This is a genomic window from Vibrio sp. Y2-5, assembly GCF_014596725.1.
GTDB lineage: Bacteria > Pseudomonadota > Gammaproteobacteria > Enterobacterales > Vibrionaceae > Vibrio.
In genome coordinates this window covers 259,075-283,956 of the sequence record NZ_JACVEG010000003.1, presented here as the reverse complement: position 1 = coordinate 283,956, position 24,882 = coordinate 259,075, and the positions used below count along the sequence as shown (strand labels likewise).

At 42.9% G+C, this 24,882-nt stretch carries 24 protein-coding genes; 8 read left to right on the top strand and 16 right to left on the bottom strand.

All coding sequences use genetic code 11. From position 1 onward, the window contains the following. Nucleotides 1-45 precede the first annotated feature (45 nt). From cobT to btuD, 6 genes are all read left to right on the top strand, one after another. The gene (cobT, locus tag HUO09_RS10695; RefSeq protein WP_262926944.1) at nucleotides 46-1,092 is read left to right on the top strand and encodes a nicotinate-nucleotide--dimethylbenzimidazole phosphoribosyltransferase; all 1,047 of its coding nucleotides are present in this window, start codon (nucleotides 46-48) and stop codon (nucleotides 1,090-1,092) included. Further along, nucleotides 1,092-1,892, top strand: coding sequence for an adenosylcobinamide-GDP ribazoletransferase (locus tag HUO09_RS10690; RefSeq protein WP_188233980.1), 801 nt, complete (start codon nucleotides 1,092-1,094; stop codon nucleotides 1,890-1,892). The genes cobT and HUO09_RS10690 overlap by 1 nt, the downstream gene beginning before the upstream one ends. After that, nucleotides 1,889-2,443 carry a bifunctional adenosylcobinamide kinase/adenosylcobinamide-phosphate guanylyltransferase gene (gene cobU, locus HUO09_RS10685; protein WP_188233979.1) on the top strand — a complete coding sequence of 185 codons (555 nt, stop codon included), beginning with the start codon at nucleotides 1,889-1,891 and terminating at the stop codon, nucleotides 2,441-2,443. The genes HUO09_RS10690 and cobU overlap by 4 nt, the downstream gene beginning before the upstream one ends. A gap of 263 nt (nucleotides 2,444-2,706) precedes the next feature. Further along, nucleotides 2,707-3,735, top strand: a complete 1,029-nt coding sequence (locus tag HUO09_RS10680) for a succinylglutamate desuccinylase (RefSeq protein ID WP_188233978.1) — start codon at nucleotides 2,707-2,709, stop codon at nucleotides 3,733-3,735. 103 nt (nucleotides 3,736-3,838) lie between these two features. Beyond that, nucleotides 3,839-4,834, top strand: a complete 996-nt coding sequence (gene btuC, locus HUO09_RS10675; protein ID WP_188233977.1) for a vitamin B12 ABC transporter permease BtuC — start codon at nucleotides 3,839-3,841, stop codon at nucleotides 4,832-4,834. After that, a complete protein-coding gene (btuD, locus tag HUO09_RS10670) occupies nucleotides 4,821-5,576 on the top strand; it encodes a vitamin B12 ABC transporter ATP-binding protein BtuD (RefSeq protein WP_188233976.1) in 756 nt (251 codons plus the stop codon). The genes btuC and btuD overlap by 14 nt, the downstream gene beginning before the upstream one ends. A gap of 277 nt (nucleotides 5,577-5,853) precedes the next feature. On the opposite strand, the gene HUO09_RS10665 is transcribed toward btuD, so the two are convergent. The 4 genes from HUO09_RS10665 to HUO09_RS10650 all read right to left on the bottom strand — a co-directional run bounded on the left by HUO09_RS10665 (nucleotide 5,854) and on the right by HUO09_RS10650 (nucleotide 8,973). Further along, nucleotides 5,854-6,429 (bottom strand): nucleoside triphosphate pyrophosphohydrolase family protein, encoded by a 576-nt coding sequence (locus HUO09_RS10665; protein ID WP_167413724.1) that lies wholly within the window; start codon nucleotides 6,427-6,429, stop codon nucleotides 5,854-5,856. Between the two features lie 121 nt (nucleotides 6,430-6,550). Next, the gene (locus HUO09_RS10660) at nucleotides 6,551-6,901 is read right to left on the bottom strand and encodes a DUF2750 domain-containing protein (RefSeq protein ID WP_042488495.1); all 351 of its coding nucleotides are present in this window, start codon (nucleotides 6,899-6,901) and stop codon (nucleotides 6,551-6,553) included. 121 nt (nucleotides 6,902-7,022) lie between these two features. After that, a complete protein-coding gene (locus HUO09_RS10655) occupies nucleotides 7,023-7,646 on the bottom strand; it encodes an OmpA family protein (RefSeq protein ID WP_188233975.1) in 624 nt (207 codons plus the stop codon). Between the two features lies 1 nt (nucleotide 7,647). Then, the gene (locus HUO09_RS10650; protein ID WP_373563694.1) at nucleotides 7,648-8,973 is read right to left on the bottom strand and encodes a TolC family outer membrane protein; all 1,326 of its coding nucleotides are present in this window, start codon (nucleotides 8,971-8,973) and stop codon (nucleotides 7,648-7,650) included. 425 nt (nucleotides 8,974-9,398) lie between these two features. Between HUO09_RS10650 and HUO09_RS10645 the strand changes: the two genes are divergently transcribed. Next, the gene (locus HUO09_RS10645; RefSeq protein ID WP_188233974.1) at nucleotides 9,399-14,861 is read left to right on the top strand and encodes a tandem-95 repeat protein; all 5,463 of its coding nucleotides are present in this window, start codon (nucleotides 9,399-9,401) and stop codon (nucleotides 14,859-14,861) included. 62 nt (nucleotides 14,862-14,923) lie between these two features. Here the strand turns inward: HUO09_RS10645 and HUO09_RS10640 are convergent, their stop codons facing one another. Together HUO09_RS10640 and HUO09_RS10635 are read right to left on the bottom strand one after the other, a co-directional pair. After that, nucleotides 14,924-15,481: a DUF1415 domain-containing protein gene (locus HUO09_RS10640; protein ID WP_188233973.1), complete on the bottom strand. Its 558-nt coding sequence runs from the start codon at nucleotides 15,479-15,481 to the stop codon at nucleotides 14,924-14,926. Between the two features lie 43 nt (nucleotides 15,482-15,524). Continuing rightward, nucleotides 15,525-16,742, bottom strand: a complete 1,218-nt coding sequence (locus HUO09_RS10635) for an MFS transporter (protein WP_188233972.1) — start codon at nucleotides 16,740-16,742, stop codon at nucleotides 15,525-15,527. A 133-nt stretch (nucleotides 16,743-16,875) separates the two neighbouring features. On the opposite strand from HUO09_RS10635, the gene HUO09_RS10630 reads away from it, so the two are divergent. Continuing rightward, entirely contained in the window at nucleotides 16,876-17,745 is an 870-nt protein-coding gene (locus HUO09_RS10630) for a LysR family transcriptional regulator (RefSeq protein WP_188233971.1), read from the top strand. 21 nt (nucleotides 17,746-17,766) lie between these two features. On the opposite strand, the gene HUO09_RS10625 is transcribed toward HUO09_RS10630, so the two are convergent. From HUO09_RS10625 to fliD, 10 genes are all read right to left on the bottom strand, one after another. Continuing rightward, the gene (locus tag HUO09_RS10625; RefSeq protein ID WP_042488833.1) at nucleotides 17,767-17,997 is read right to left on the bottom strand and encodes a glutaredoxin family protein; all 231 of its coding nucleotides are present in this window, start codon (nucleotides 17,995-17,997) and stop codon (nucleotides 17,767-17,769) included. A gap of 175 nt (nucleotides 17,998-18,172) precedes the next feature. Beyond that, nucleotides 18,173-18,460 (bottom strand): hypothetical protein, encoded by a 288-nt coding sequence (locus HUO09_RS22310; RefSeq protein ID WP_223159390.1) that lies wholly within the window; start codon nucleotides 18,458-18,460, stop codon nucleotides 18,173-18,175. 79 nt (nucleotides 18,461-18,539) lie between these two features. After that, entirely contained in the window at nucleotides 18,540-19,526 is a 987-nt protein-coding gene (locus tag HUO09_RS10620) for a flagellar motor protein MotB (RefSeq protein ID WP_167412609.1), read from the bottom strand. Further along, a complete protein-coding gene (gene motA, locus HUO09_RS10615) occupies nucleotides 19,526-20,383 on the bottom strand; it encodes a flagellar motor stator protein MotA (RefSeq protein ID WP_188233970.1) in 858 nt (285 codons plus the stop codon). Before motA ends, HUO09_RS10620 begins: the two co-directional genes overlap by 1 nt. A gap of 9 nt (nucleotides 20,384-20,392) precedes the next feature. Then, entirely contained in the window at nucleotides 20,393-21,121 is a 729-nt protein-coding gene (locus HUO09_RS10610) for a FliA/WhiG family RNA polymerase sigma factor (protein WP_167412607.1), read from the bottom strand. Nucleotides 21,122-21,132: 11 nt separating this feature from the next. Continuing rightward, nucleotides 21,133-21,630 (bottom strand): flagellar basal body-associated protein FliL, encoded by a 498-nt coding sequence (fliL, locus tag HUO09_RS10605; RefSeq protein ID WP_188233969.1) that lies wholly within the window; start codon nucleotides 21,628-21,630, stop codon nucleotides 21,133-21,135. Nucleotides 21,631-21,653: 23 nt separating this feature from the next. Then, the gene (locus HUO09_RS22305) at nucleotides 21,654-22,727 is read right to left on the bottom strand and encodes a flagellar hook-length control protein FliK (RefSeq protein ID WP_223159389.1); all 1,074 of its coding nucleotides are present in this window, start codon (nucleotides 22,725-22,727) and stop codon (nucleotides 21,654-21,656) included. Between the two features lie 3 nt (nucleotides 22,728-22,730). Further along, complete coding sequence (locus tag HUO09_RS10595; RefSeq protein ID WP_223159419.1) at nucleotides 22,731-23,036, bottom strand: LafD; 306 nt, start codon at nucleotides 23,034-23,036, stop codon at nucleotides 22,731-22,733. After that, the gene (fliS, locus tag HUO09_RS10590; protein ID WP_188233968.1) at nucleotides 23,029-23,415 is read right to left on the bottom strand and encodes a flagellar export chaperone FliS; all 387 of its coding nucleotides are present in this window, start codon (nucleotides 23,413-23,415) and stop codon (nucleotides 23,029-23,031) included. The genes HUO09_RS10595 and fliS overlap by 8 nt, the downstream gene beginning before the upstream one ends. A 21-nt stretch (nucleotides 23,416-23,436) precedes the next feature. Further along, on the bottom strand, nucleotides 23,437-24,774 hold the full coding sequence (gene fliD / locus HUO09_RS10585) for a flagellar filament capping protein FliD (RefSeq protein ID WP_188233967.1): 1,338 nt from the start codon (nucleotides 24,772-24,774) through the stop codon (nucleotides 23,437-23,439). Between the last annotated feature and the right edge of the window lie 108 nt (nucleotides 24,775-24,882).

The window sequence follows — 24,882 nt, the reverse complement described above, 5'->3', positions numbered from 1 at the left end:
ATTTTGTGAGTAGACTGCGTCATCTCTTATTTGAAAATTAGCGCATTGTTCAGGGAATTAATAATGTTAGACCTATCGTTTAACGATGCAATTTGGCACCGTATCAATCAAAAAACCAAACCACTAGGCGCATTGGGGCAGTTAGAGCAAGTTGCTTATCAACTGGCATTAATTCAAAGCCAAGGGCAACAACAAGCGGTTGAAAACATCTCGATTCAGCAGCCGACGGTCCTGGTCTTTGCCGGTGATCATGGCATTGCCGATGAAGGGGTCAGTATTGCTCCTAGTGCAGTAACACAACAGATGGTATTGAATTTTCTGGCTGGTGGCGCTGCCATCAATTGTTTCTGTCGGGCGAACAATGTCGCAATGAAAGTTATTGATACAGGTATTTTGTTGCCAGTGGACGCGCAGCATCCTGATTTTATTGTTCAACGCTTAGGTGTCCGCACCGAGAACTTTGCTAACCAAGCGGCTATGTCTTTAGAGCAGGTTGAACAGGGCTTAGATTACGGCCAATCACTGGTTGAGAGCATTATCGAAGCTGGCAGCAATTTGGTGATGTTTGGCGAAATGGGCATTGCCAATACGTCAAGTGCTGCTGCTCTATTAGCCAGTCTGTCCAATTTGTCTGTTGAGGAGTGCGTCGGGAAAGGAACCGGTATTTCCGATCAGCAGCTTGAGAAAAAGTATCAATTGGTTGCGAAAGGTGTAGAGCGCGCGAAAGGTAAAGGTGTTAAAGAGGTACTTGCCGAGGTCGGTGGATACGAGATCGTTCAAATGGCCGGCGCATTTATAGGTGCTTATCGTAAACGAACGCCTGTGTTAGTTGATGGCTTCATTGTCACGGTTGCGGCTTATGTTGCCACGCTTATTGAACCTGAGTGTCGAGACTATATGATTTTTGCGCACTGTTCTGACGAATCAGGGCATAAGAATGTGCTCAAGTTATTAGAAGCAACGCCTTTATTGAACTTGCATTTAAGACTCGGTGAAGGCACTGGCTCGGTTCTCGCAGTTCCACTAATCAATGCAGCAGCAGAGTTTTACAATAACATGGCGAGCTTTGCTGAGGCTGGAGTGACAGTGTAATGCTGGCTAAACTCAAATATCAGTTTGAACTGTTTCTTTTGGCGCTCAGTTTTTTTTCTCGAATTCCTGTTCCCGCTGACTTGCCTTATAGCAGCGAAAGAATGAATCAGTCTGGTCGATATTTTGCTCTGGTTGGCATACTTCTAGGGGTCGTCTGTGCAGCCTTTTATGCGCTAGTTGATCGCCTTCTTTCGCCTGAAATCAGCGTTTTCTTGACTATGGTGCTAAGCCTGATGTTAACCGGAGCTTTCCATGAAGATGGGCTCGCGGATATGGCGGATGGAGTAGGCGGTGGGATGACGGTAGAACGCCGTCTAAGCATCATGAAAGATAGCCGGATCGGCACTTATGGCTCCGCTGCGCTAATCATGGCTCTGTTGGGTAAATATGTGTTGCTGGTTGCAGCCAGCGACATTATTTCTCTTACTCCCATTTGGTTGGTTGGCTACACCTTGAGCCGCGCTGTTGCGTCATCGTTTATTTTCAATACGCCCTATGTTTCCGACAGTGATACCAGCAAGAGTAAGCCGTTAGCCCAGAAACAGAGTTACAACGAGCTGGCGGTTGTTGTTCTCACAGGATTAATTCCTTGCGTATTGTTAGATGGCTACTTAGTAGTGGCTCTTGTTGTTTTGGCTTTAACCTTTCGTCAGTTATTCAGACGTTGGTTGATCAGTCGACTTGGAGGGTTTACCGGTGACTGTCTGGGGGCTGCACAACAGCTAATGGAATTGATGATCTATCTCATGGTCGTTGTTTTTGCGCAAAATGGTTTCTCCGTTTTAGGAGCTGAGTGGTGACGGTACGTTTGATACTTGGTGGTGCAAGAAGCGGAAAGTCCAGTTTTGCTGAGAAATTAGCAAAGAACAACGTGCATTTTGATAGTACAAAAGCTTTGCATTATGTGGCGACAGCGATCGCCTTTGATGAGGAGATGGTGGCTAGAATCCAACATCACCAAAATCAGCGCGGAGAAGGCTGGATTGAACATGAAAGCCCTTATGAGTTAGCTCAAACGCTTAAGCTGTTATCTAATGATGACGTAGTGCTGGTGGACTGCCTGACACTTTGGTTGAATAACGTGATTTACAATCATGGGCAAATGCGCAATTCGATACAAATAAAGCTGGTCATCAAACATCTTATTGATGTGTTAAAACAGAGTCCTGCAGATATTACCTTGGTATCCAATGAAGTCGGTATGGGGTTAACTCCTGAAGGTGAGGTATCGCACCTATTTATTGAACATGCAGGTTTGATGAATCAATGGATTGGAGAGATCTCGACTGAGGTTATCTTCGTTGCTGCTGGTTTAGCAAAAGTACTGAAGGCACCAAACTCTGAGCTGTAATCCGCAGTGAATACAAAAGAAAATCCAAAATTGAGATTTAAGACAAGCGTTTCAACGAATTGGAACTTCTAGGGTATAGAGTCTCAATAGCAGTTAGGATAGAATTCGCCTCAACGTCATTCAGTTAATAGTCGAACAGGTTATCAAAGTACAGCAGGCATATTTCATTTTATATTGAAGTTCAGCTCAATAAGTGAGATCGCTTCAACATAAATTGTTTGCTCAATTCTTTAACATACCGCTGTGCAATAAAGGAGTAGCGCATGACGAAGTCTCTATTTCGCCAATCTTTTCTCTTCGACAGTCTAGATCTTGATCAATCGATAAAGTCCACAGCGGTGTCGACACCTGCGGGTGTCACTCTCAAATTGCTTCAGCGCGGTGTTTTGGAAGTTGTGCCAGAGAACTACGATGCTGACACCAAAAATATTGTTGTTTCTTGTGGTGTTCACGGTGATGAAACTGCGCCGATGGAGCTAGTCGATAAGCTCGTGAATGATATTCTAAGCGGCTTCCAGACAGTAAACGAAAGATGTTTATTCATTATTGCGAATCCTAAAGCAACCAAATTGCATGTGCGTTCATTAGATGAAGATCTGAATCATCTGTTTGACGAAAAACCTCATAAAGAAAGCCAAGAACTCGTAATTGCAGATAATTTGAAATTGGTGATGAAAGATTTTTATGCTGATAGCGATGTAAAGTCTCGCTGGCATTTAGATTTGCATTGTGCTTTTCGTGATTCAAAACATTATTCATTTGCGGTCAGCCCTAAATCGCGTCACCCAGTGCGCAGCAAAGAGCTCTTGGATTTTGTCGAGAGTGGCCACATTGATGCTGTGATGTTCTCTAATGCGCCAGCAAGCACCTTTAGCTGGTATAGTGCGGAAACCTATGCTGCACAAGCAATGATGATTGAACTCGGTCATGTCGCTGAAATCGGTTCTAACGATTTACAGTGTCTAACGGCATTTGATCTGTCTCTACGTGATTTGATTTCCAGAAGCCAATCTGAGCATTTACCAAGAAAGGCTACAATGTATCGTGTGAGCCGAACGATTGTTCGCATCCATGACGATTTTGATTTCTTGTTTGACGATAACATTTCTAACTTCACAAGTTTTATGCACGGTGAAGTGTTTGGACATGATGGTGACAAACCACTTATGGCGAAGAACGAAGAGGAAGCGATCGTGTTCCCGAATCGCCATGCAGCGGTGGGAGAGCGAGCTGCTTTAATGGTGTGCAAAGTGAAAATTCGTTATGAAGATGGTCAAGCGGTATACGATTAACCATATTGGTGCTCGTCTTTTATATTGATGCTTTATATTTGAATGGCTTAACGGTAAGGTTAAGCCATTCTTTTTTGAACCATTATTTTTTGCATGAAAGTCTATGGATTTTAGTCAACTCATGCTGCTCAAGCAGCAGCGCTGGACGCGCGCAGGGTATCTTTTGCTCGCCTTGCTAGTATTAGCCAGCGTGGCTTATCTGATGGTTGGTGAAATCTTTATCTCGCCTTTCAGTTCTTTTGATTCTCTCGAAACGCGTTTGGTTTTTGATTTGCGTCTGCCAAGATTGTTTGCAGCCATGATGATTGGCGCTGCACTTGCGGTTTCTGGTGCAACCCTTCAGGTGTTACTCGGAAATGTGCTGGCAGAGCCGGGGATTATCGGCATCTCTGGTGGTGCTAGTGTTGCGATGGTTATCTTGCTGTTTTTCTTTCCAGCAGTGGCTAGCCCTGAAGCATTCATGATTTCAGCGATTATTGGCGCTCTGATCTTTACCTTACTGCTGGTATTTATCGCCAACGCTATGAGACTTACAACAACTCGACTGCTTTTGGTGGGAGTTGCACTGGGTATCTTGTCTGGTTCCGTTGTGACATGGGCTTTTTATTTCAGTGATGAACTGAGCTTACGCCAACTTATGTATTGGCTTATGGGAAGTATTGGTGGTGCGAGTTGGTATCAACACACACTTACCCTTATCGCTTTGCCTGTTATGATTTGGTTGTTATATCAAGGTTCAGTACTGGATAAACTGATGCTTGGAGAAACTCATGCAAAACAATTGGGTGTAGACGTTGCCAGTATTCGTTGGAAACTCATTGTCGCGGTCTCCATTTTGGTGGGTGCTGCGGTTGCTCTAGGCGGTGTGATAGGCTTTGTTGGCTTGGTTGTGCCCCATTTATTGCGTCTAGCACTAGGCTCTGAAAACCGCATGCTATTGCCTCTGAGTGCTGTCAGTGGTGCTCTCCTGATGGTATTGGCCGATATTGTTGCGCGTTTAGCTCTGGATTCGGCTGAGCTGCCATTAGGCGTCGTCACCACCACCATTGGTGCACCTATTTTCATTTGGATGCTGGTAAGAAGTCATGATTCGCGTTAATAGCCTGCACGTTAAACAACGTTTGCTGCCTTTATCATTTCAATGCCAAGCTGGGGAAATTCTTCATGTAGTTGGCCCGAATGGAAGTGGTAAAAGCACTCTGCTGTCAGCATTAGCGGGTGTAATTGATAGCGCTGGTGAGATTCTGCTTGGTGATTTTGATATCAAGAAGAACTCTCTCAGTGAGTTGGCTCTGCGCAGAGCTTACCTCTCTCAAAGTGAGAAACCTACTTTTAATCTCGATGTTTTCCAATATCTCGCTTTATCTCTCCCTGTCACCAGCTCACTTCATGACTCTAAAGTCAAAGAAGCTGTGAAGTTCTTTACTCATGTTTTGAAGATTGACGATAAACTCCACCGATCCATTCATCAATTATCTGGTGGAGAATGGCAACGGGTACGACTAGCGGGTAGTTGCTTGCAAGTTTGGCCTGCTATCAATCCATATTCTCAGTTACTCATACTTGATGAGCCTGGCGCTCCACTCGATATCGCTCAAGAAGGTATGCTTTATCAATTGATTGAAAAAATGGCGCAAGAAGGATTGGCTATTGTTATGGCGAATCATGATTTGAACCGAAGTTTACGCAACGCAGATAAAGTACTGCTGCTCAAGCAAGGTGTTGTACAGAGTATCGGTGAGCCAACGGAAGTCTTAAGTGAAGAGAATCTACATAATGTGTTTAACACTTCTGTGAAATGTGTCTCACTGGATGGTAAACCGTATTTAATTTTCGATTAATTTTGGTGCATGGAGCACAAATCTGGTTCAGGTTTCAGAGGGCTGGTGTACGAACTTATTGATTGTTTTAGAAGGATTAGGGTAATTTTGTTTAATATCAACAAGTTAGTATTAATGTAAAAGTTGGCACGCAATTAGCATCAATAAGAGTGATACATTCTCGTTCTTGTTAGGCTTTTATAGTCTCATTAGCCACCTTGCTCCCAAGGTGGCCTTTTTTTGTCTGCTATACCAGTAGCTTAAAATTATCCGACGTTCAAAATAAGCAGTTAAGAAACTATTGAGTTAGAGCTTCTAGGTTTGCAGGACGGTAATAAACGGACTTCAGAACTTTACCTTGACGAATGGTTTTGCTATCAGAAACGAAGTCTTCTGCACATTTTGCGATGAGGTAGTCGCCTTTTTGCACCGCCATTAGTTTGATACCCTGCTCAGCGTAGAACGCTTCTGTATCGCCATATTCTTTTTCGTTACGGCATACTTTGCTCATGTTCGAGCTATGAACCTCATCCCAACAAGGAAGAAAATCAATACCACGATTGACAGCAACATTCAGTAAAAGGTCGATCAAGTAGCTAATGGCGATATTGTCATTGATATTGCTATGACCAAGGTGCACTAGGCGACCCATAAGTACATACACGCTATCGACAATCGCATCAGCTTGTTCTGTTTTGCAGTCTGCTTCAGCTAGTTCGGTCAGTTCTTCGATTGCTAATGAGGTATGAAGGGTATCTGCTTTTGCATCTAAGCTCTCAGGATCCGCTACTGGTAAGTCAAACGTGCTACGGAATTCGTTGATGTCGCGGTATAGGTGGTCGTAAATTTCTTGTGTCAGCTTAGATAAATGCATGGGTTCAATCCAGTTGAAAATTAACAGGTCGCCATAGTACCAAAGCTCGAACCACAAATACAAAACAAGACGCTAATCGCGTCTTGTTTTAAATGGTCATGAAAGGGGGATACCCATTCACTTAAAGATACATTTTTGCCAATTCTGAAGGCTCAAGTTCTTTGCCGTCTAAAGTTTGGTTCCAGTTAGTACCAACAAGAACACCATCTTCATCAAGAGTGATCAGCCAATCTTCAACGAAAATATCCAGTGGGATCTCTAGAACTTCGAAGTCTGCCCATTCTTCAACATTGTGCAGCTCAGCGTCTTCTTTTGAAGACCAGAAAGGCATTACTTCGCTTTCTTCAAATTCTGTTGATTCACAAGATAACCAACCTTCTTCATTACGTAAGCCCCAAACCAGTTGGTTTTCTTGGGTTTCTTTGATGAAAAGTTCTAGGTTAGCTTGAACATCTGCTGTTAATTTGCTCATTTTGTTTTCTCATTAAGAATGATGCACGAAGGGTAGCACTTTGAGGCATTTTTTCCCATTAAGATTTGGATTACTCGCAATAAAAAGGCGGCTAATGCGCCGCCTTTCTTGAGATTTCGGTTTACTTGGGTAATGCCGTAAATATGCTCCACTCTTTGACAATCGCGCCTTTATAACCAACGACCGTTGCAGTCACTCGACGATTTAGGGCATGGCCGACCTGAGTCTCATCTTTAGAAGCGAGTTCAGTATCCCCGAAACCTACAATTCTGACCCTATTTCTTTCAACACCATAGCGAAGTAATTGAGCTTCTACCGCCTCTGAGCGTCGCTTAGATAGGTTGAGATTGTAATCCTTGTTCCCAACTTTACTTGCAAAGCCTTTTATTTCAATAGACGCCGAAGGGTAAGTGTGTAGAAACTCAGCCATTTGGCGGATCTGGCTGATAAACACGGGCGGTATATTACTAGAATCATTAGCAAAAAGAATGTGTAAGCTTTGTAGTTTCGATGTTTTGACAAAGGTACCACAACCATCATTATCGATTTCCGATAGAGCAGGAGTGTCTGGACAAAGATCTCTAGCGTTGATAACGCCATCGTTATCATCATCTTCCAAGTCTGCGATTTGGTTGATTGGCGGTAAAGCAATGTAATCATATTCATCGCTCGCTACATTTTCTTCAGCATAAGCGAACATCGCAGCACTTAACGTCGCTGTAAGAATAATTAATGCGCCTTTCATGTTAGTATTTCACCTTCTCTGTCCATTCCGGAGCTACGTCAACCCGCAACGCATCTAACAAATTACCAGTAGCATTCATAACGCGATATTTCGCGTATTGCTCAGCGTACTTAGCATCCAGATAGTCTTTGCGAGCTTCAAACAGTTCATTTTCCGTGTTGAGTAGGTCAAGCAGCGTGCGTTGGCCTATTAGGTATTGTTTACGATAGGAAGCAACGGTTTGAGAAGTTGAATCAACATGGTCAGCTAAAAACTCTTTCTGTTGCAGTGTCAGATCCAGAGCACTCCATGATAAACGCAGGCCTTCTTCCACAGCTCGGAATGTGTTTTCACGCAAATCCTTGGCTTTGTTGAGTTGATAAGCAGCACTTTTAGATTGGTCACTATCACTACCACCGTTATAGATGTTGTAACGTAATCTCACCATAGCACTAAGCTCATCACTGTTACCCTCATTACCACCGGCATCGTCATACCAGCGTTGAGAAGCTTCCAATGAAATGGTTGGGTAATAGGGCGCTTTTGACTGTTTATATTGAAAACGTGCTGCATCCACATCTGTTTGTGCCACCTTAATGACAGGATGTTCGTTGAACGCTTTTTTTAGAGCATCATCAATAGTGTATGGAATAGCGGTACTGTCCGCACGTGGAAAAGTTAAACCCAATGGTTCTTGGCCGACTAAACGGCGAAATTGAGTATGCGTGTCGAACAAATTGTTTTGTGCCGCAAGTAAGTTACCCATAGCTTTAGCGATACGAGCTTCAACTTGGGTCACATCAGCGATAGAGCCAACACCAGAGTCAGCCCGCTTTTTGATGTCTCGATAGATTTCTTTATGCGTTGCCAAGTTTTTTTCTGAAAGGACAAGAATTTCGTAGGCTTTGGTCGCTTCGAGATAAACATCAGTGACTTCCAGAGCTTTATTTGAAGCATCCGCAAGAAGTTGATAGCGGTCTGATTCAGCCTCAGCAGCTGTACGATCCATATCATTTAAAGTAGATGAACCATCCCAAATAAGTTGATTGAGAGTGAGGGCTGCATCTTTACGGGTCATATCTGTATCAGGATTACCTGTAGATGATGCGGGATTGATACCTTCGTATCCAATACCTGCATCGAGATCGATTTTAGGTAAATATGCACCAGAAGAGGCATTGGAGTCAGATAAGCGACTTTTATATTGGTTAAACGCACTTTTCAATTCAGGGTTTGAAGCAAGAGTGAGCGATACTGCTTGTTCAAGTGTCTGTGCAGAAACGGATCCTGCGAGCACTAAAGAGCAGAAAAGTGTTTTAGTTGGGAACCCTTTCAAGATGAACTCCATCAAAAATGACATGTACAACGGACACCGAGTCTAAGACAAAAGAAGTCTCATTGATAAGACGAACACTTAGATGTGTCAAAAATGTGACTAAAAATGTGACGAACATAGATTTTTTGCATGATTTTGAGTTGTTGCATATTCAATGTTGTATGTAACTAACTAATGAATAAGTATTTTATGCATGCAGTTCGATAAGAAAAATCTTACACGAATGCTAGCATAGAATGTGACATTAATTCATGGAATTGTTTGTCGTAAAAATAAGAAGTGTCAATAAAATGTTATTTTGATGCAATTTTCGCCTTTGTTGGAAGAAGGAACGATGATATCGTAGGTCAGATTTTTCCCACAAAATATTCGAGGTTATATCGAATATTAAACGGTTAAATACATAACTGTTTGTAACGTGTATTTTTGAGGCTTATATGGCAAAAGATTCTTTATTTTCAATCGCAAGTCTAGCTGTAAATCAAATGATAGTGATTGACAAAAATGGCGATCTAAAAATAGCGACGATTGGCGAGAAATTGCCTGAAGGATCGGTTGTCATCCAAAGAGGAGATGAAGCGGGTTTCAATAATGAACCTACAACTCAACTCGTTGGCCAAAATAATGAGCTTCAAGATGTAACCGATGATGTTGCACAGTTAATTGCAGCCTTAGAAGAAGGCCAAGACCCAACGCAAATCGACGAAGAACTGGCACCTGCAGCTGGTAGTAGTCTGGGTTCTTCACCTACAGACTCAGCAAGCATTGAACGTGCTGGACCAGAAATTATCGCTAGAACTGACTTCAGTACATCTGGATTTGAATCAATAGGATTTTCTCAAACGCAAAGCCTCGCCTTAATCAATCTGAATCGTTCAAACTCCAATGCTACTACAGAAGCTGAAGACAAAAACTCAGCTCCAAAAGCCCAAAATGACACTATCTCAGTAGATGAAGATACTACAGTTACTATCGATGTATTAAGTAACGATACCGACAAAGATGGCGATCTGCTGACAATCGAATCGGCGACAGTTCCTCAAGAACAGGGAACAGTGGTAATTGTTGACGGGAAACTCGTATTCACCCCAGCAGAAAACTACAACGGCAAAGCAAACATCGAATACACCATTAGTGACGGCCAGGGTGGAATTGATACTGCTAAGGTGACGGTGACGGTCAACCCGGTGAACGACGATCCAGTGGCGAACAACGATGCAATCAGTACCGACGAAGACACGCCGGTGAGCAACATTAACGTGTTGGCAAACGACCGCGACGTGGACGGCGATCCCCTGTCGGTGACGGCGGCGAACGCCGAGCACGGCAGCGTGACCATCAATGCGGATGGCACGTTGAACTACACGCCAAACGGCGACTACAACGGCAGCGACACCATTACGTATACCGTGTCAGACGGCCAGGGTGGAACAGATACCGCTAAGGTGACGGTGACGGTCAACCCGGTGAACGACGCGCCTATAGCCGTAGACGATACCTACTCATCTTCACAAGAAACAATATTGTTTACTGAGTCCTTTGAGAATATGGCATCGCTATCTTCGGGTCACTGGATGATTTTGTCTAACTCCGAGTTAGAGGCTACAAGCGCATGGCAGTCAAACCATGGTTTAGAAATCCAAGCAAATGGTGTTGTGACCAATGCTAGTGATGGCAAATATTATGCTGAGCTGGATGCTAATATTAATACTTCAATTAAGACAACAATTGATACCACTGGACAAGACAGTGTACGAATAGAGTTTGACTATAACCCTCGTCATGATGGTAATTCGTCTTCAAATATGACATTTGCTGTTGGAACAGTTTTAGTATTTGTTTCTGCTGACGGTACCGTTAGTACATCTGATGAAGGTGTTTCTGTTTCAATCCAAGGACCAGATAGCGATGGTTGGTACCATATTAGCGGGAATTTTCCTTCATCAGAAGATGGTAGTACAGATTTGATTCTATCCGGTTCAGGTAACAGTGATAGCTATGGTGCTTTAGTTGACAACATTGTTGTCACGGGTGTTGTAGATGCCGATTTAGTGACTACTGAGGATACAGCTTTAACGATTAATGTCTCTGATTTGTTAGCAAATGACAGTGACCCAGATGGTGATACGATCTCGATTACATTAGTTTCAACAACTTCTGAACATAACGGTACAGTCACTTTAGTTAACGGTACTATTGTTTATCAGCCAAATAGTAACTTTAGTGGCGTAGATAGCTTTACCTACTCCATAAGTGACGGTAAGGGTGGTGTTGATACAGCTACTGTTACAGTAAATGTTATTCCTGAAAACGATCCACCAGTAGCCGATGATGACAAAGGCACAGTAACGGAAGAGCAAACTTCGGTTACCGGTAACGTATTAGATAATGATACTGACGTTGACACCCCTCATGAAGAACTGAAAGTGACATCGGTAAATTATGGTGGGGTTGATTATCCGATTGATGAAAATACAGGAGCCGTAATCACAACGCCTTCTGGCACTTTAACTATTAATAGTGATGGTAGTTATACTTTTGAAGTGAGTGCTGATGCAAATAGTGATGCAGGTAATGAGGAGTCAAATGGAAAATTGCTCAATGGCATCGCTATGTACGGCGTTAACTCGGGTGATTTGTCAGTAGTTGAAGACTACATTGCCAATTTGGAAGATAACGCAGGAAACACCAATTCAAATGGGGCTGGTACTGGAGTCGGTAGCGGTAATGGAAGCAAACTTAGTGAAGGTGAGTCTCTAATTGTTGATTTTGGTGGTTCAGTGAGTGCTGCTACTATATCGCTAAATCAAGCTACATCATCTGAAATCGTCATTTCTGTCTATGATTCTGACGGTAATCTGCTGAAAAATGACATAGATTATACCTATGTTCCTGATAGTGATGATTCTGGGGTTACAGCAACAATAACAACATCTAACTACTCTGAGATTGGGTATGTTGTTTTAGGTGTTCATCATGATGGAAAAGGCAACAATATAGACTTTTATCGAGTAGTTGGTGTGACTTCTGCAACGTTCATCGATAGTGGTACGGATTCTGAATCTAGGAATGATTTTGAAGAACAATTTACTTACACGGTTGAAGATGGTGATGGTGGCAGTGACACAGCAACTCTAACCATTAACGGTGAATATCCAGTTGATGATGCGCCTGTTATTACATTCGAAAGTGGTCAAGATAGTGTAGTCGTCTCTGAAGAAGGCTTGTCTGCTCTGAGTGCTAACCCAGATTCTGAAGGCACATCTGACACAACTAACGATTCTATTGCTCAAGGTACATTTGCTGTAAGTGATGTTGACACAGATAGTAGCGATCTGTCGGTCTCTCTGATAGCTCCAGATGTGGCTTTGTACTCCAACAATGTCGCCATTGAATGGTCAACTGAAAATGGAAATCTAGTCGGTAAAGCTGGTAATGAAACCATACTGGTAATCAGCCTATCTCAGGATTCTTCGAATCCTAGTTCATACAGCTACACTGTCACTTTGTTGGGTTCATTAGATCACTCAGATAAAACAGCAGAAGATACGTTGTCTTTTGATGTTGGTGTAGAAGTTTCTGATGGCACAAATACTGTCAAAGATTCCATTACAGTGACAGTAGAAGACGATTCTCCAGACGTTCCAGTAAATATCGTTGTCGATGCAGTTGAACATAATGAAACAACAACGGTTTCGTTGGGAGACTTCAACTTTACTCAACGACCAAATGATTCAGGTTGTCACAATAATAATGCGTATACATTTATTGATACAAATTCAGGGAACTCAGTCTTTGTATATGCAGTCGGCTTGCTTGGAACTCATCATGAAGAGTTAACCTTCTCCAATGACAGTGGTATGGGAGTCAAATCGTCATCAGTCTTTGGAGTGATTAACGACAGAACTGATGGTGAAATCGATTATCAGTATGGTAATTCAGAAAAAATAGTCATGGAGTTGGGTAACAAAGTCGCCTATGGAATGCAGGTGAGTTTGGCTGAGTTCTACTCCAATGAGGGTGAGAAAGGTAAGATCATCTTCTTATTAGGTGGTAAAGTTGTACAGGAAGAAGACCTGATTGCTACTCATAGTAATGGCAATTATTCGGCTAGCTTTAATGTTGCATCTGGTTTCGATGAAGTACGATTTGAAGCGGTAACAAACGGTAATGGTTGGTGTTCAGACAACAGTGATTACTCAATTAAATCTGTGTCGTTTGAAAGTTTAATTGTCGATCCTGTAATTGCGACCGATGAAGGAACTATTACCGCTGATTTTGGTGCCGATGGCGCTGGTGTAATTACGTTAACAGGTGTAGCCGATACAAATATTAAAACGGCGGATGGTTTACCTGTAACCCTGGGGTCTACTGATGTTGTGGATGGGGTAAAAACTCAAGTCTGGGTAGATAGCCATGGCGATAAGGTTTTTGAAATAGAACTTAATTCGAGCACAGGTGAGTGGTCTTATAGACAGTTTGCTGAACTGGCAAAGGGTGATTCCGTTGAGATAACCTATGATATCGTTGATGCAGATGGAGATATCGTATCGTCTACTTCACCAAATACCGGAACAGACAACGATTTCACATCTGGATTAAAAGGTGAGTTCTATAACGTAGGTTATCAACTTGGCACTATTGCTCAAGCTGTCTACGTAACTGAACATCAGAACGCTAATGCTACGTTTACTTCTTATGAAATCAGTTACATTGGGCAGGACTGGGATGATCTTGGTGATTACGATTGGTGGAACGAGTCTACCAATCTAGAATCATGGTTGGGTGATGATGCTCAATCAGTGGAGTTTAAGAATAAGACAGACTCAAATGATGCTGTGGTTCGTCTCACTGGTGGTGTAGCGCTAGATGCGGGAACATATTCAATAAAAGTAAATGCAGATGACGGTTATAGAATTATCATTGATGGGCATACTGTTGCCTCATTTGATTCGAACACGTCGGTGAGGTCGGAAGAATTTATTTTTAGTGTCGATGAAAATGGTATTCACCAAATTGAAGTTATCTATTGGGACCAAGGTGGCGCGTATGTCCTTGAGGTTTCCCTAAATGATGGTTCTGGTTATGAACTACTTGGTAGTGAGGCGTATCCAACTTATTCAGACTACAACGTAGAAGTTACCGACTACGTAAACTCAGTGGGTACAAGCAACAACGATCATCTAGTGGGTACCGCAGTCAATGACCATATTCAAGGCTTAGGTGCTCAAGACCATTTGTTTGGTGGTGCTGGTGATGATTGGCTGGAAGGTGGAGAGGGTGATGATCACTTGATCAGCGGCAGTGGCAATGACATCTTAGATGGCGGCTCCGGTCAAGATTCCCTGTCAGGCGGATCTGGTGATGACAAGCTTTATGGTCAGCAAGGTGATGATTTATTGTCGGGAGAATCAGGTAATGATTATCTAGATGGTGGGCAAGGCCAAGATTACCTCTATGGTGGTTTGGGCAATGATATTCTTGTTGGTGGTGATGGCGATGATAAGCTTTTTGGTGAGGCTGGGGATGACGTTCTCATTGGTGGCAACGGACATGACCAGCTAACTGGCGGATCCGGTAGCGATGTATTTGTTATAGAAGGTTCAAATAGCTCAGATACGATTATGGATTTTAACGTCCAAGAAGATATTGTTGATATTTCAGAACTTCTTAACATTGATAGTTCTAACGAACATGATGCTATCCAAGCTTATTTGAACTCAGATAGCTCTTCATTATTCATTACCGCTAATGGAGATGGTTCCGCGACCATCAGTGTTGCTGACCAGAACAGTGCTTTGCACTCAGCAGGCAGTTTCGGCGCGGACTCACACATTGTGTCGGGTGATATCGTATCTGTTCTGTTTAACAATCAAGAGTACACTCTCAAAGTGGACTAGCCCTTTAGCTAAACAAAAAGGCCGGAGTTATCTCCGGTCTTTTCACATCTATCAATTAAAAATCAAAACAAATAAGGAAATAGCTTCTTCCGGTCTTCAGGGCTGAGGTTACTTACTCGCTCAATATTGATATCCGGAATATCTTCTGGATTTGGGTAGTGCTTAAGCACCTTTTCCATACTTTCTTCGCGAATCAGATGAAAGATTGGATAAGGAGAACGGTTGGTTAAGTTCTCGGCATCTTCAGGATCGGTTCCTGCGAAATAGTAATCAGGATGGAAAGTTGCAACCTGGAAAATACCTTCCCAATCTTGCTGTTTGATCAGTGCTTCAACCCAATCAATAAAAAAGTTGTAATCAACAAAGTCATTCAGCATATTCGGAACCACAACGAGAGTGGTTTCAAGCTCGCTGGGCTCTTTGTTATCTAATTCTAGTAACTGGTCTAGGATATCTTGCAGCAAGCTCTCTTCGCTAGCCGCTTCACTAACGAAGATTTTAATTTGCTTGTTACGTTGTGGCTTGGCGGCAAAAGGGCAGAGGTTTAGCCCTATTACTACGTCATTCAACCATTGATTAACTTGTTGAGTGATAGTCTGATTATCAGTTGTTGAGCTCATATTTCTGTGTCGGTGCTATTATTTGCCGCAAGCATAACACAGTTTAGTGGGTTGAATTGAGTACCACTGATTGCCCCGTTATTGGGTTACGTGCTGTCTGGCTTAGTTTCCAACATAAGGCAAACATCGAGGCATAGATAACCAAACCTGCAGCGGCAACCATAGTCCATCCACCGTGTTGCCAAAAATAGAGCAAGTAGAATCCACCTAAACTACCACCGATATAATAATGGGACAGATACAAAGCGGTTGCGGTCGCTTTTGCTTCAGTTGCTTTTTGACTTACCCAAGCATAGGCCAAAGTGTGAGTAAAGAACGCCCCAAAGCTAATCAACATCAAGCCAATAAGCATCATAGGAATGGAATCGATAATTGCCACGAGCATGCCGCTAAGACTAATAAAACCGCCAGCAACCATACCTGAAATAGGAGAGAAGCGTTTGCTCCAGTTGGATGTTAACTTTGAGCTCAAGGTACCAGCCAAGTAACAAACGAATATCAGTGACGCCAAACCAATAGGTAGGTTATAAGGTTCACTCACCAGTCTGAAACCCATAACCGAATAAAGGTTGACGAATAAAGCGAAGTTAGCGCCACCAATCAACATTGCAAACCAAAGTGTTTTGTTTGATAGGTGTTTTACCAACGCGCGATTGTGGTGGAAGAAAAGGCCACGCTGTGGTTTGAAATTCTTTTGAACAGGTAACAGAATTAAAACTAAAACCGCACCCAGCAAAGTGAAGATAGCCGCAATAATAAGTGCTTGTTGCCAACCCAAAGCGTCGGTCAGCAAACCACCGAATATACGTCCGCTGATCCCACCTAATGAATTCGCCGCAATATACCCGCCAATAGCTTTGCTAAAAGCTTGAGGTGAAAGTTCTTCCACCATATAGGCAACGGCGACAGAAGCGAAGGCCGCTAATGCAACGCCAAGCAACGCTCTTGCAGCAACCATCACCCAAAATTCGCCGCTGATTAACATCACTAGGCTGATAAAAGGCATGGCGAATAAACCGAGTAACATGACTCTTCGACGTCCTATCGCTTCTGAGGTAATCGCCCAAGGCACTAAACAGACTGAAAGTGCGAATGTGGAAGCGGCAAACAACCAGTTGATCTGCGTTTCAGATACCGCAAAGTGCTTAGCCATATAGGGCAGCATGGGTTGAAATAGATAGAGATTGCAGAATACGAGGAATGAACCAAATGCGAGAGCAAAAGTAACTTTCTTGTATTGCGGGCTTTGTAATTCGATCATAACGCTCTCAATAAACCATCAGGTGAGTAAAACTGGAAGACGATCACAAATTATCAGCGTGAAAGAAATTAATAAAATATATTAAAACTATAATCACGATATAAATAATTTATAGATAGCTGATTGCCCAATTATGGAAACTCGTCACCTTAAATATTTTGTCGAAGTCGCACAGCATCAGAGCTTTACTCATGCAGCGAATGCTTTGCATATAGCTCAACCCGCTTTAAGCATTGCGATTAAGAAGTTTGAACAACAACTGGGCGTCACTTTATTTAGGCGTGATGAAAGAAAGGTCAGCCTCACTCATGAAGGTGAAGTACTGCTTGAACATGCGTTACGGATATTGCGACAACTGGAAGACGCACAACTGGCGGTAGATGAGCTAAAAGGGTTAGTGAAGGGAGAAGTGCGGCTTGGCACCCCCAGTATGATGGGGTCGTATTTCTTTCCAGAAATCATCATGGCGTTTAAAAGCTATTTTCCCAATTTAAAGATGACCATGGTAGAAGCGGGTACGCAGTCGATTCGCAAAATGCTACTTAATGGTGAACTCGACATTGGCGTTATCCTCAATCACGATCTTCCGCCAGATCTTGAAGTTGACCCTCTTTTGTCTTCGCAAATGGTTGCTGTGGTGGGTAAAGAACACGAGCTTGCCGAGAAGAAAGAAATTGAATTCAAAGAATTTTTTGACCATGAATTGGTGATGTTTAAACCAGGCTATTTCCACCGCGACTTCATCGACAACACCTGTAAAGAACACAAATTATCAGCCAATATCTCGTTTGAAACCAACTTACTGCCAATGATTCTTAGCATTGTGAAACACGAGTACGCGATTACCGCGTTACTTGAGCTAGTGACTGACCATGAATCAGAAGTTCGAGCGATACCGTTTAATCCGCCCGTCTATTTAGATTTGGCACTGGCTTGGAGAAAAGAAGGTTATTTGTCGAATGCAGACAGAACCTTTATTGAGTTCGTCAAAAAATACGTTTAGGGCATTAAGGCGCCGTAAGCCTTAGCCTTTGCCGTACATGCGGTCGAAGTTGTTCGGGTTCCAACCAATCATTACACGGTCGCCAATTTTAAGCACAGGAACGCTGCGAGCACCCATAGCATCGAGTTCTTTACGCCCACGTTCCATCTTCGCGTTACATAAGCGGTATTTTATCCCTTTAGAATCAAGGTATCGTTGTGCGTCTTTGCAATGTGGGCATTTGTCTTTGACGTATAAAACAACTCGTTTCATGGTATTCGCTCTGCTTGTAAGGTGGCTTAGTTAAGGTGGCGTAGAAAAGCGGCAAAGTTTACCGATACACAGATAATGATGCAAACCTATCTCTGCTTTGACGATAGCTTGGTACATGAATCTTCACCAAGTACCCATTATGTTGTGGGGCTTTATTTTAAGGTTTTCAACTAATTTAAATTAGAAAGAAGAAGTAAAGAAAACAGATAAACGACAGCAGTGTAGCTGTAATAGTCGGATAAATGATATAAGTTTCGTATTTGGTTGTTTGCAGGAAGCAAAGACCTGTCAATATGACGTTGTATATAACAAGTAGAAGACTTATCGAAGTGCCACTATTAATAGTTAAATGGGTTAACTGGAAAAGAAAGGTAGTCAGTAAAAAATAGTCAACAACAATGAGCCATAAAAGCGCTTTTTTAAGATTGGCTTTTTCGCAGCTCTCGTTGTTATGTCGATCCATGGTGTACTCAGTAAAGTTATAAGACGCTTAAAGAGATCACCCTCTGGTTTGTAATTAGGGCCAGAGGGTGAAGATATGTTTAAGATTTTTGGCGTTTGCTGTTTGTGTTATCGACTTCTACGGGGTAGTTAATTGCTTCCTGACGTAAGACAGGTTGATTGAAATCAGCTTTATCTTTCGCCTTTTCAAGCTCATTGTCTTCGCTTTTAAACAGTGTTTCCAATACCAGTGAAGCAGTCGTAGTGAGAACGAACAGTTCAATTCGGCGGTTTTCACTGCCATTAGGATTTTCAGGGTTGAGTAGAGCTCGATTTGACATCCCGGTAACTTGTAACACGCGTTCTTCCGGCATGCCTCCTGCAACTAAAGTTTGACGAGCGATATTGGCTCGATTCGCTGATAATTCCCAGTTGGTGTTATGACTAAATGCGCGCTTAAAAGCGACGGAGTCTGTGTGCCCACTGATAATCAAAGAGTTTTTCACGCGTTGAAATATCGGAGCCAGAGCCAACAGCAAATCTTCAAAGTACGGTGTTAACTCTGTACCCCCACGATCAAACATATGTTGTCGGAAGTCATCTTGTAGAACGATGCGTAAACCTTGTGGTGTGACGGAAACGAACACATTACCTTCGGCATTTATCTGTTTGATCATGTTTTCGATCACTTTAGCGAGTAATGCTAACTCTTCTTGAGTATCAAAGGTTCCATCAATCAGTGAATCAGATTCAGGTCCTTCACCGTCGCCACTATAAAACGATGTAACAGTATGATTGGAATCAGCTTTACTTGGTACTGTCGATGAATTGGTTTCCAAATCAATAGGAGACAAACTTTGTGACGTGTCAAAAGGGTTTCCTGCGCTTTCAAAAATGCTGGCTTTCGCGATTTGAGCAACGATAGCTTGCCTTTCCTTCTCGTTGGAAACCTGCATGATCCACAGTACGAGGAATAGCGCCATTAAGGCGATCATGAAATCTGCGAACGCAACTTTCCAGGCTCCTCCATGGTGTTCATCGTGTTCATGCGCCTTAGCGCGTTTGAACACTATATGCTCCTTTTGCATTATACCTCCTGCTCAGTTAGCCATTTTTCCATTTCGTTAAAAGTTGGCTTGATGTCTAACTGAATGTGTTTACGGCCAGCGTCAATCGAAAGTAACGTAGGTTTTTTTGCTACGTATGCCACAAGGCTTGCCCGAATACATTCGAAAGCAGACATATTGCGTTTAACTCTTTGAGCCATGGCATTACTTAGTGGGTCTAAGCAGCAGTAACAACCAAAAATACCGATAAAGGTGCCAACGAGAGCAGCAGCAACATGATGGCCGATAAGGGCGATAGAACCGTCAATTGATTGCATTGTAATAATAATGCCGCCTACCGCCGCCAAAATACCAAATCCTGGTAAAGCTTCGGCTGTACGTTGAATCGATCTTGATGGCACCATTAAATCCGCCTGAACAGCATCTATTTCCTGTTCGAGCAGTCCTTCAAGTTCATGAGGTGACATCTGTCCCATTGCCATGAGACGAAGGTTATCCGCAATGAAGGCGACGACTCTATAGTCTTTAGCGATACGAGGGTAGCGAGAGAATATGGTGCTGCTTTGTGGGGCTTCAATATGTTGGTCCAAAGATTTAAATCCACTGGTACGAACCGTCTCCAGAAGAATCTGAAGTAAAGCCATCAGCTCCATGTAGTATTTCTGCTCATCTTTGGGTTGACGCAAAATCATGCGTAATTGAAGACGTATTTCCTTAATCACATGTGGTGGATTACCAATGATAATTGAACCTAAAGCTGCACCAATAATGATAAGAAATTCGGCCGGTTGCCAAATGGCAATTAGGCTGCCGCCAGCCCACATATAGCCGCCAAATACACATAATAAAATAATGACGGCGCCAAGAAACTTTTGCATAAGTGACTCCTAAGAAGACAAATGATGATTGAGTTGGTTGAGCGCCTGTTTGTGTAACTGACAAACACGGGCTGGTGTTAAATCGAGTACGAGCGCAATTTCGTTTAGGTTAAGTTCATGTTGATAAAACAGCGTTAGCAGTAGTTGTTCACGTTTATTGAGCTGCTCTACTGATCGTTCCAAGCTTCGACGAGTATGTTCATGTGAAATGCTGTCGTAGCCATCTTCGGAAAAATGCTCAACGCCGTTTTCAATCAGTTGATCGAGGCTTTGCATTTCACCAGCAACTAACGCATTTAGACGAGAATGATAGTCTTCCCCATTGGTTCCCAAGGCCTGAATAATCTCACTTTCAGACGGTTGTCTTCCGAGTTTTCTCGTTAAGTCACGAGTAACATCATTCAGTTGGTGTGCGTCTTGTCGTGTTTTTCTTGAGCGCCAGTCGAGCCGGCGCAGTTCATCTAGAATCGCTCCCCGGATACGGCATACGGCGAATGCCGGAAAGTTTGGGTCATCAATGTCACCATAGCGGCGTCCTGCTTCGAGTAAGCCAATTAACCCGACTTGTTGCATGTCTTCGATACTGCAATGGGTATTGGCATGAACACGCAATTGGTTAGAAACCCTTTTCACTAGATGTTGAAAATGACTGAGTAGGTAATTTTCATCAATGGCAACAGCAGGGGAGTTTATGTCTTCTGAGTGACTGTAAGCGTCTTGATACTGCATGTCCAACATATGTCTTGACCTTACTGCACAACAAATTTAGTAAGAAGCACATCGTCGATGTTGTGAAGAATATCTGTTTTATCAAACGCTGAAAGAACGGACTGTTTCACTTCGTTTTGCAATTTGTCGATGATGCCGTCTTGCTGAATATCCTCATAGGTTTTATCGCTAAACAGTTTGATCATTGAGTTATGAACAACAGGCATATAATCGTTTATATTTTCAATGGCTTCCGGATATCTGGTTTCCACGGCAATTTCAAGCATAAGGAAATGATTTTGTTTTTCCCCTTTAATACTGAGTACTACTTTCTCTAGTGAACGAAAGCTTGGAGCTTGAGCGTCTTCTGGCGAGTTGTAGGTTAGAAAAGACAATGGGGATTGCGCAAACCAACTATTTGATTCGCTATTGTTCGGGGACTTTAGATACATAATACCGCCAAATACGATACCACCTGTAACGAGCATGTTAGTGACGAGTACCATGATAAACATTGTGATAATTTGTTTTTTGGACATAACTATTTCCTAGGATATTCGCTTTAGGCTTGTGCACTGAGCCAATGTTCAGACGTTGGCGTATACTCTTGGTCTGAAGAGGTTTCTCTCGCGTCATAAATTCTGCCGTTTTGCTCTTCAAAGGTTTGACTTTGCTGTTGATTGCGTTGATCTGAGCCGACGTTGACATCAACATTGACGAAATTTTGTTCCTGAAGCTCAGTACGTAGACGATCCGAAACCTGCACTAGCGCTTCTCGTGTCGCTGCGCTATTCGCATTGATTTGTACACTTAGGCGGTCTCCTTCTATGCGAACGACCAAATCCAGTTTTCCAAGATCCGGTGGGTCGAGACGAATCTTTGCTTCCTGAAGGTTTTGTTGAGCTTGCAGTGTTACACGATCATGCAATACCTGAAGCATCTGCTCGCCCCATTTCCCGGCCTGAGTATCAATGCGTACGGTTGCCCATTCTGGTCGGTTTTCAACTGTTGTTACATTTGTAGTAGATGAAGAGTGTAGGGGGGCTGATTGTGCTGTTGGATCTAGCTGTGAGGCTCCTATGTTACTGAGCTCACTGTTGATTGCACTGACAAGTTTGATGTCTGCAACAGGCGTATTTGATGTCCTACTGTTAACTTCTGGGTTTGTTAACGGAGTTTGCAATAAATTTGCGTTTGTAGCTTGGGGAACTGATATCTGGTTGTTCAATGCGCCAGCTTCAGACCCTGTTATATTTCTGCCTTGAGTAGATTGTCCATTGGCAAAATTAAACCCAGCTACAATTACACCTTGTGCTTGTGCGTTGCTTCTGGATTCAGGGTTGGTTGTTTCTTGCACAATACTAACTGTAGGCGGAACCAACATAGTTAACTCTTGTTGAGTATCATCACTGACTTGTTGTTCGTTTGACTTTGTGGCGTGTGGATTGTCATCGACTACAGGCTTATGTTCCGTTAAAGACAATGCGGAATTAAATGGAATTTGAACAAGAGTAAAGACTTCAGAGTTCGCTTGCCCATCGCTATTAAAACTACGCGCCTGGTGCACTGATTTAGTAAAAGAGGCATTCTCTTTTACAGGTGATGTTGTTTGTTGAGTTGTGGTCAGTCCTTGCAAAAACTAGTCCTCCATTGACATCGCTAACTGATAGGCCAATGTGCCTTCCTGTTGCTCGTTAGCCTTGGACATTTGAGCTTCCAATTTTGAACTCGCTTCTTTTAGAGCGTCATAAGCTGCTTTATGTGCAGCCTTTACCTCAGCAACATGCGGGACAATACGTGGGTCTGTTAGAGAGTCTCTACCCGCACTTAAAAGCTCACTAAGCTCAGAGTCGTAACGGGCAATAGCACGCCAATCCTGCATCTTTGTCGCTATCGTTATCCGTTGAGTCAGAAAGCGGAAACGCTCCGCTGAAACCTTACGCATGTTGCCCAAAATTGACCCATCCTTCTCTAATGTTGCCCATCACAGTTTCAACATTGGTTAAGCGTTGCACGTCTTTCTGTACGCTTGCTTGATAAAGCTCGATTTGGCAGAAGTCGTATAACTGATGTAGGTTTTCTGCTAGCTCGCCACCGTTCTCTATGTCGAGAGCACTGTCTAAACCAATTAAAATATTCATACATTTACTTATGGCTGCGCCTTTAGCCGCTAGACGCCCCTCAGCAAGGTGGCCGCGGATACGTTCTACTTCATCGAGTAGACCGTCTATAAGCATAACGACCAATTGGTGTGGAGTTGCTGCTGCGGCTTGAGCGTTTAAGTCCACTTGTTGGTATGAGTCATAACCAGAATCCATTAACATAAAGTCTCTCCTTGATCAGACTTAGCCGAACATCGACATTGTCTGATTCATTTGGGTAATAATTTGGTTCATTTGGGTAAATTGCTTTAGGTAGCGGTTATAAGACATCTCATATTTTCGTTCTAAGGCTTCTTGTCTATCGCTGATACGATCGAGAGTTTGACGTAACGCATCTTTACGTGATGAAAACATACCGGTTGAAAACTGGAGATAGGGCTCCATCATTTCATCGATAGAATCTAAAAGATTACCGTCACCATTGAAGAAGGTGTTCAAAGCCTGACTATTGGTCGTCTGAGCTTCTTCGAACTTGTCGCTATCAATACTCATACTTCCATCGCGACTGATTTCAATGCCAAGATCAGCGAGGCGTATTCCAGAAAATTGCTCACGTATAGTCGTTTTGAGCTGAGCTTCTATGGAACGAACGGTTGAATCTCCCGCGAGTACACCGCGGGCAGTATCTTCGTCACCGATTGTGGTGTATCTGTCTATAGTCGACATTAAGCTGTTATACGCTTTGATAATCGAATCCATCTGTTCTGTTGTGCCTTCCTGATCGGGCGCAACTGTCATCGATATTGGCGCCTCGCCCGATGCTTGTGCTTTAGATACAGTGATATCAACACCATCAACAACGTTTTCGAAAGTATTACTACTACTGGTTAACTGGAGACCGGTTCCTTGGGCACCAGCCCAAATGATCGCATCTTGTGGTGCGGTAATTTCGGTCAGATTAGCGAAAGCATTTTCAAACCATGCTTGGCCTGTACCTGAAGCACTAACATTAATCGCGTTGTTAACGCCGGTTTCTTCACTGGAAAGCATAAAGTAAGTTTGGCCGTTCGAGCGTACCAATGTGGCGTTAACGCCGGGGTTGCTACTATCACCGTTAATCGCAGTGACGAGTTCTGCCATGGTTGATACACCGTCACCATTACTATCAATAGTGGATAGGTCTAAAGACATAGTTTCGCCATTGATGCTAAAGTCGAGCGTTCCTGTTGAAGGCACCACAGTGCTAGCATCTAAGTTAGCTGGCATATCGGTGGAAACTTGGTGAGCCGTTGCAATTTGTTCAACAAAAAACTGGTAACTACCTGAAAGTGCCGTCGCATCGGCAGTTGCAGAAAGATAACCATCAGAAGAGGTGGTCGCACTATTTTTTACGATGCTGCTAGTAGAACTGTTTATTTCATTAATAGCGGTGCGAAAATCTCTGAGTGCCGTTTCTATCTTGCCCAGTGCTGTCAGTTGAGATTGATACTGAGTGTTCTGTGTATCATAACGAGTTTGAAATGCCTGCACGTCATAGGTTGCAAGCTGTGTTGCCATAGTTATTGGATCGATCGAACTCATTTGTTTTCTCCCTGATATCAGCCTGAGTGCTACTTATATCTGGCTATACATATCTGACTTGAATGAACGTATATTTCAAGATGCGTGCCAGTTAAATTATTTATATAA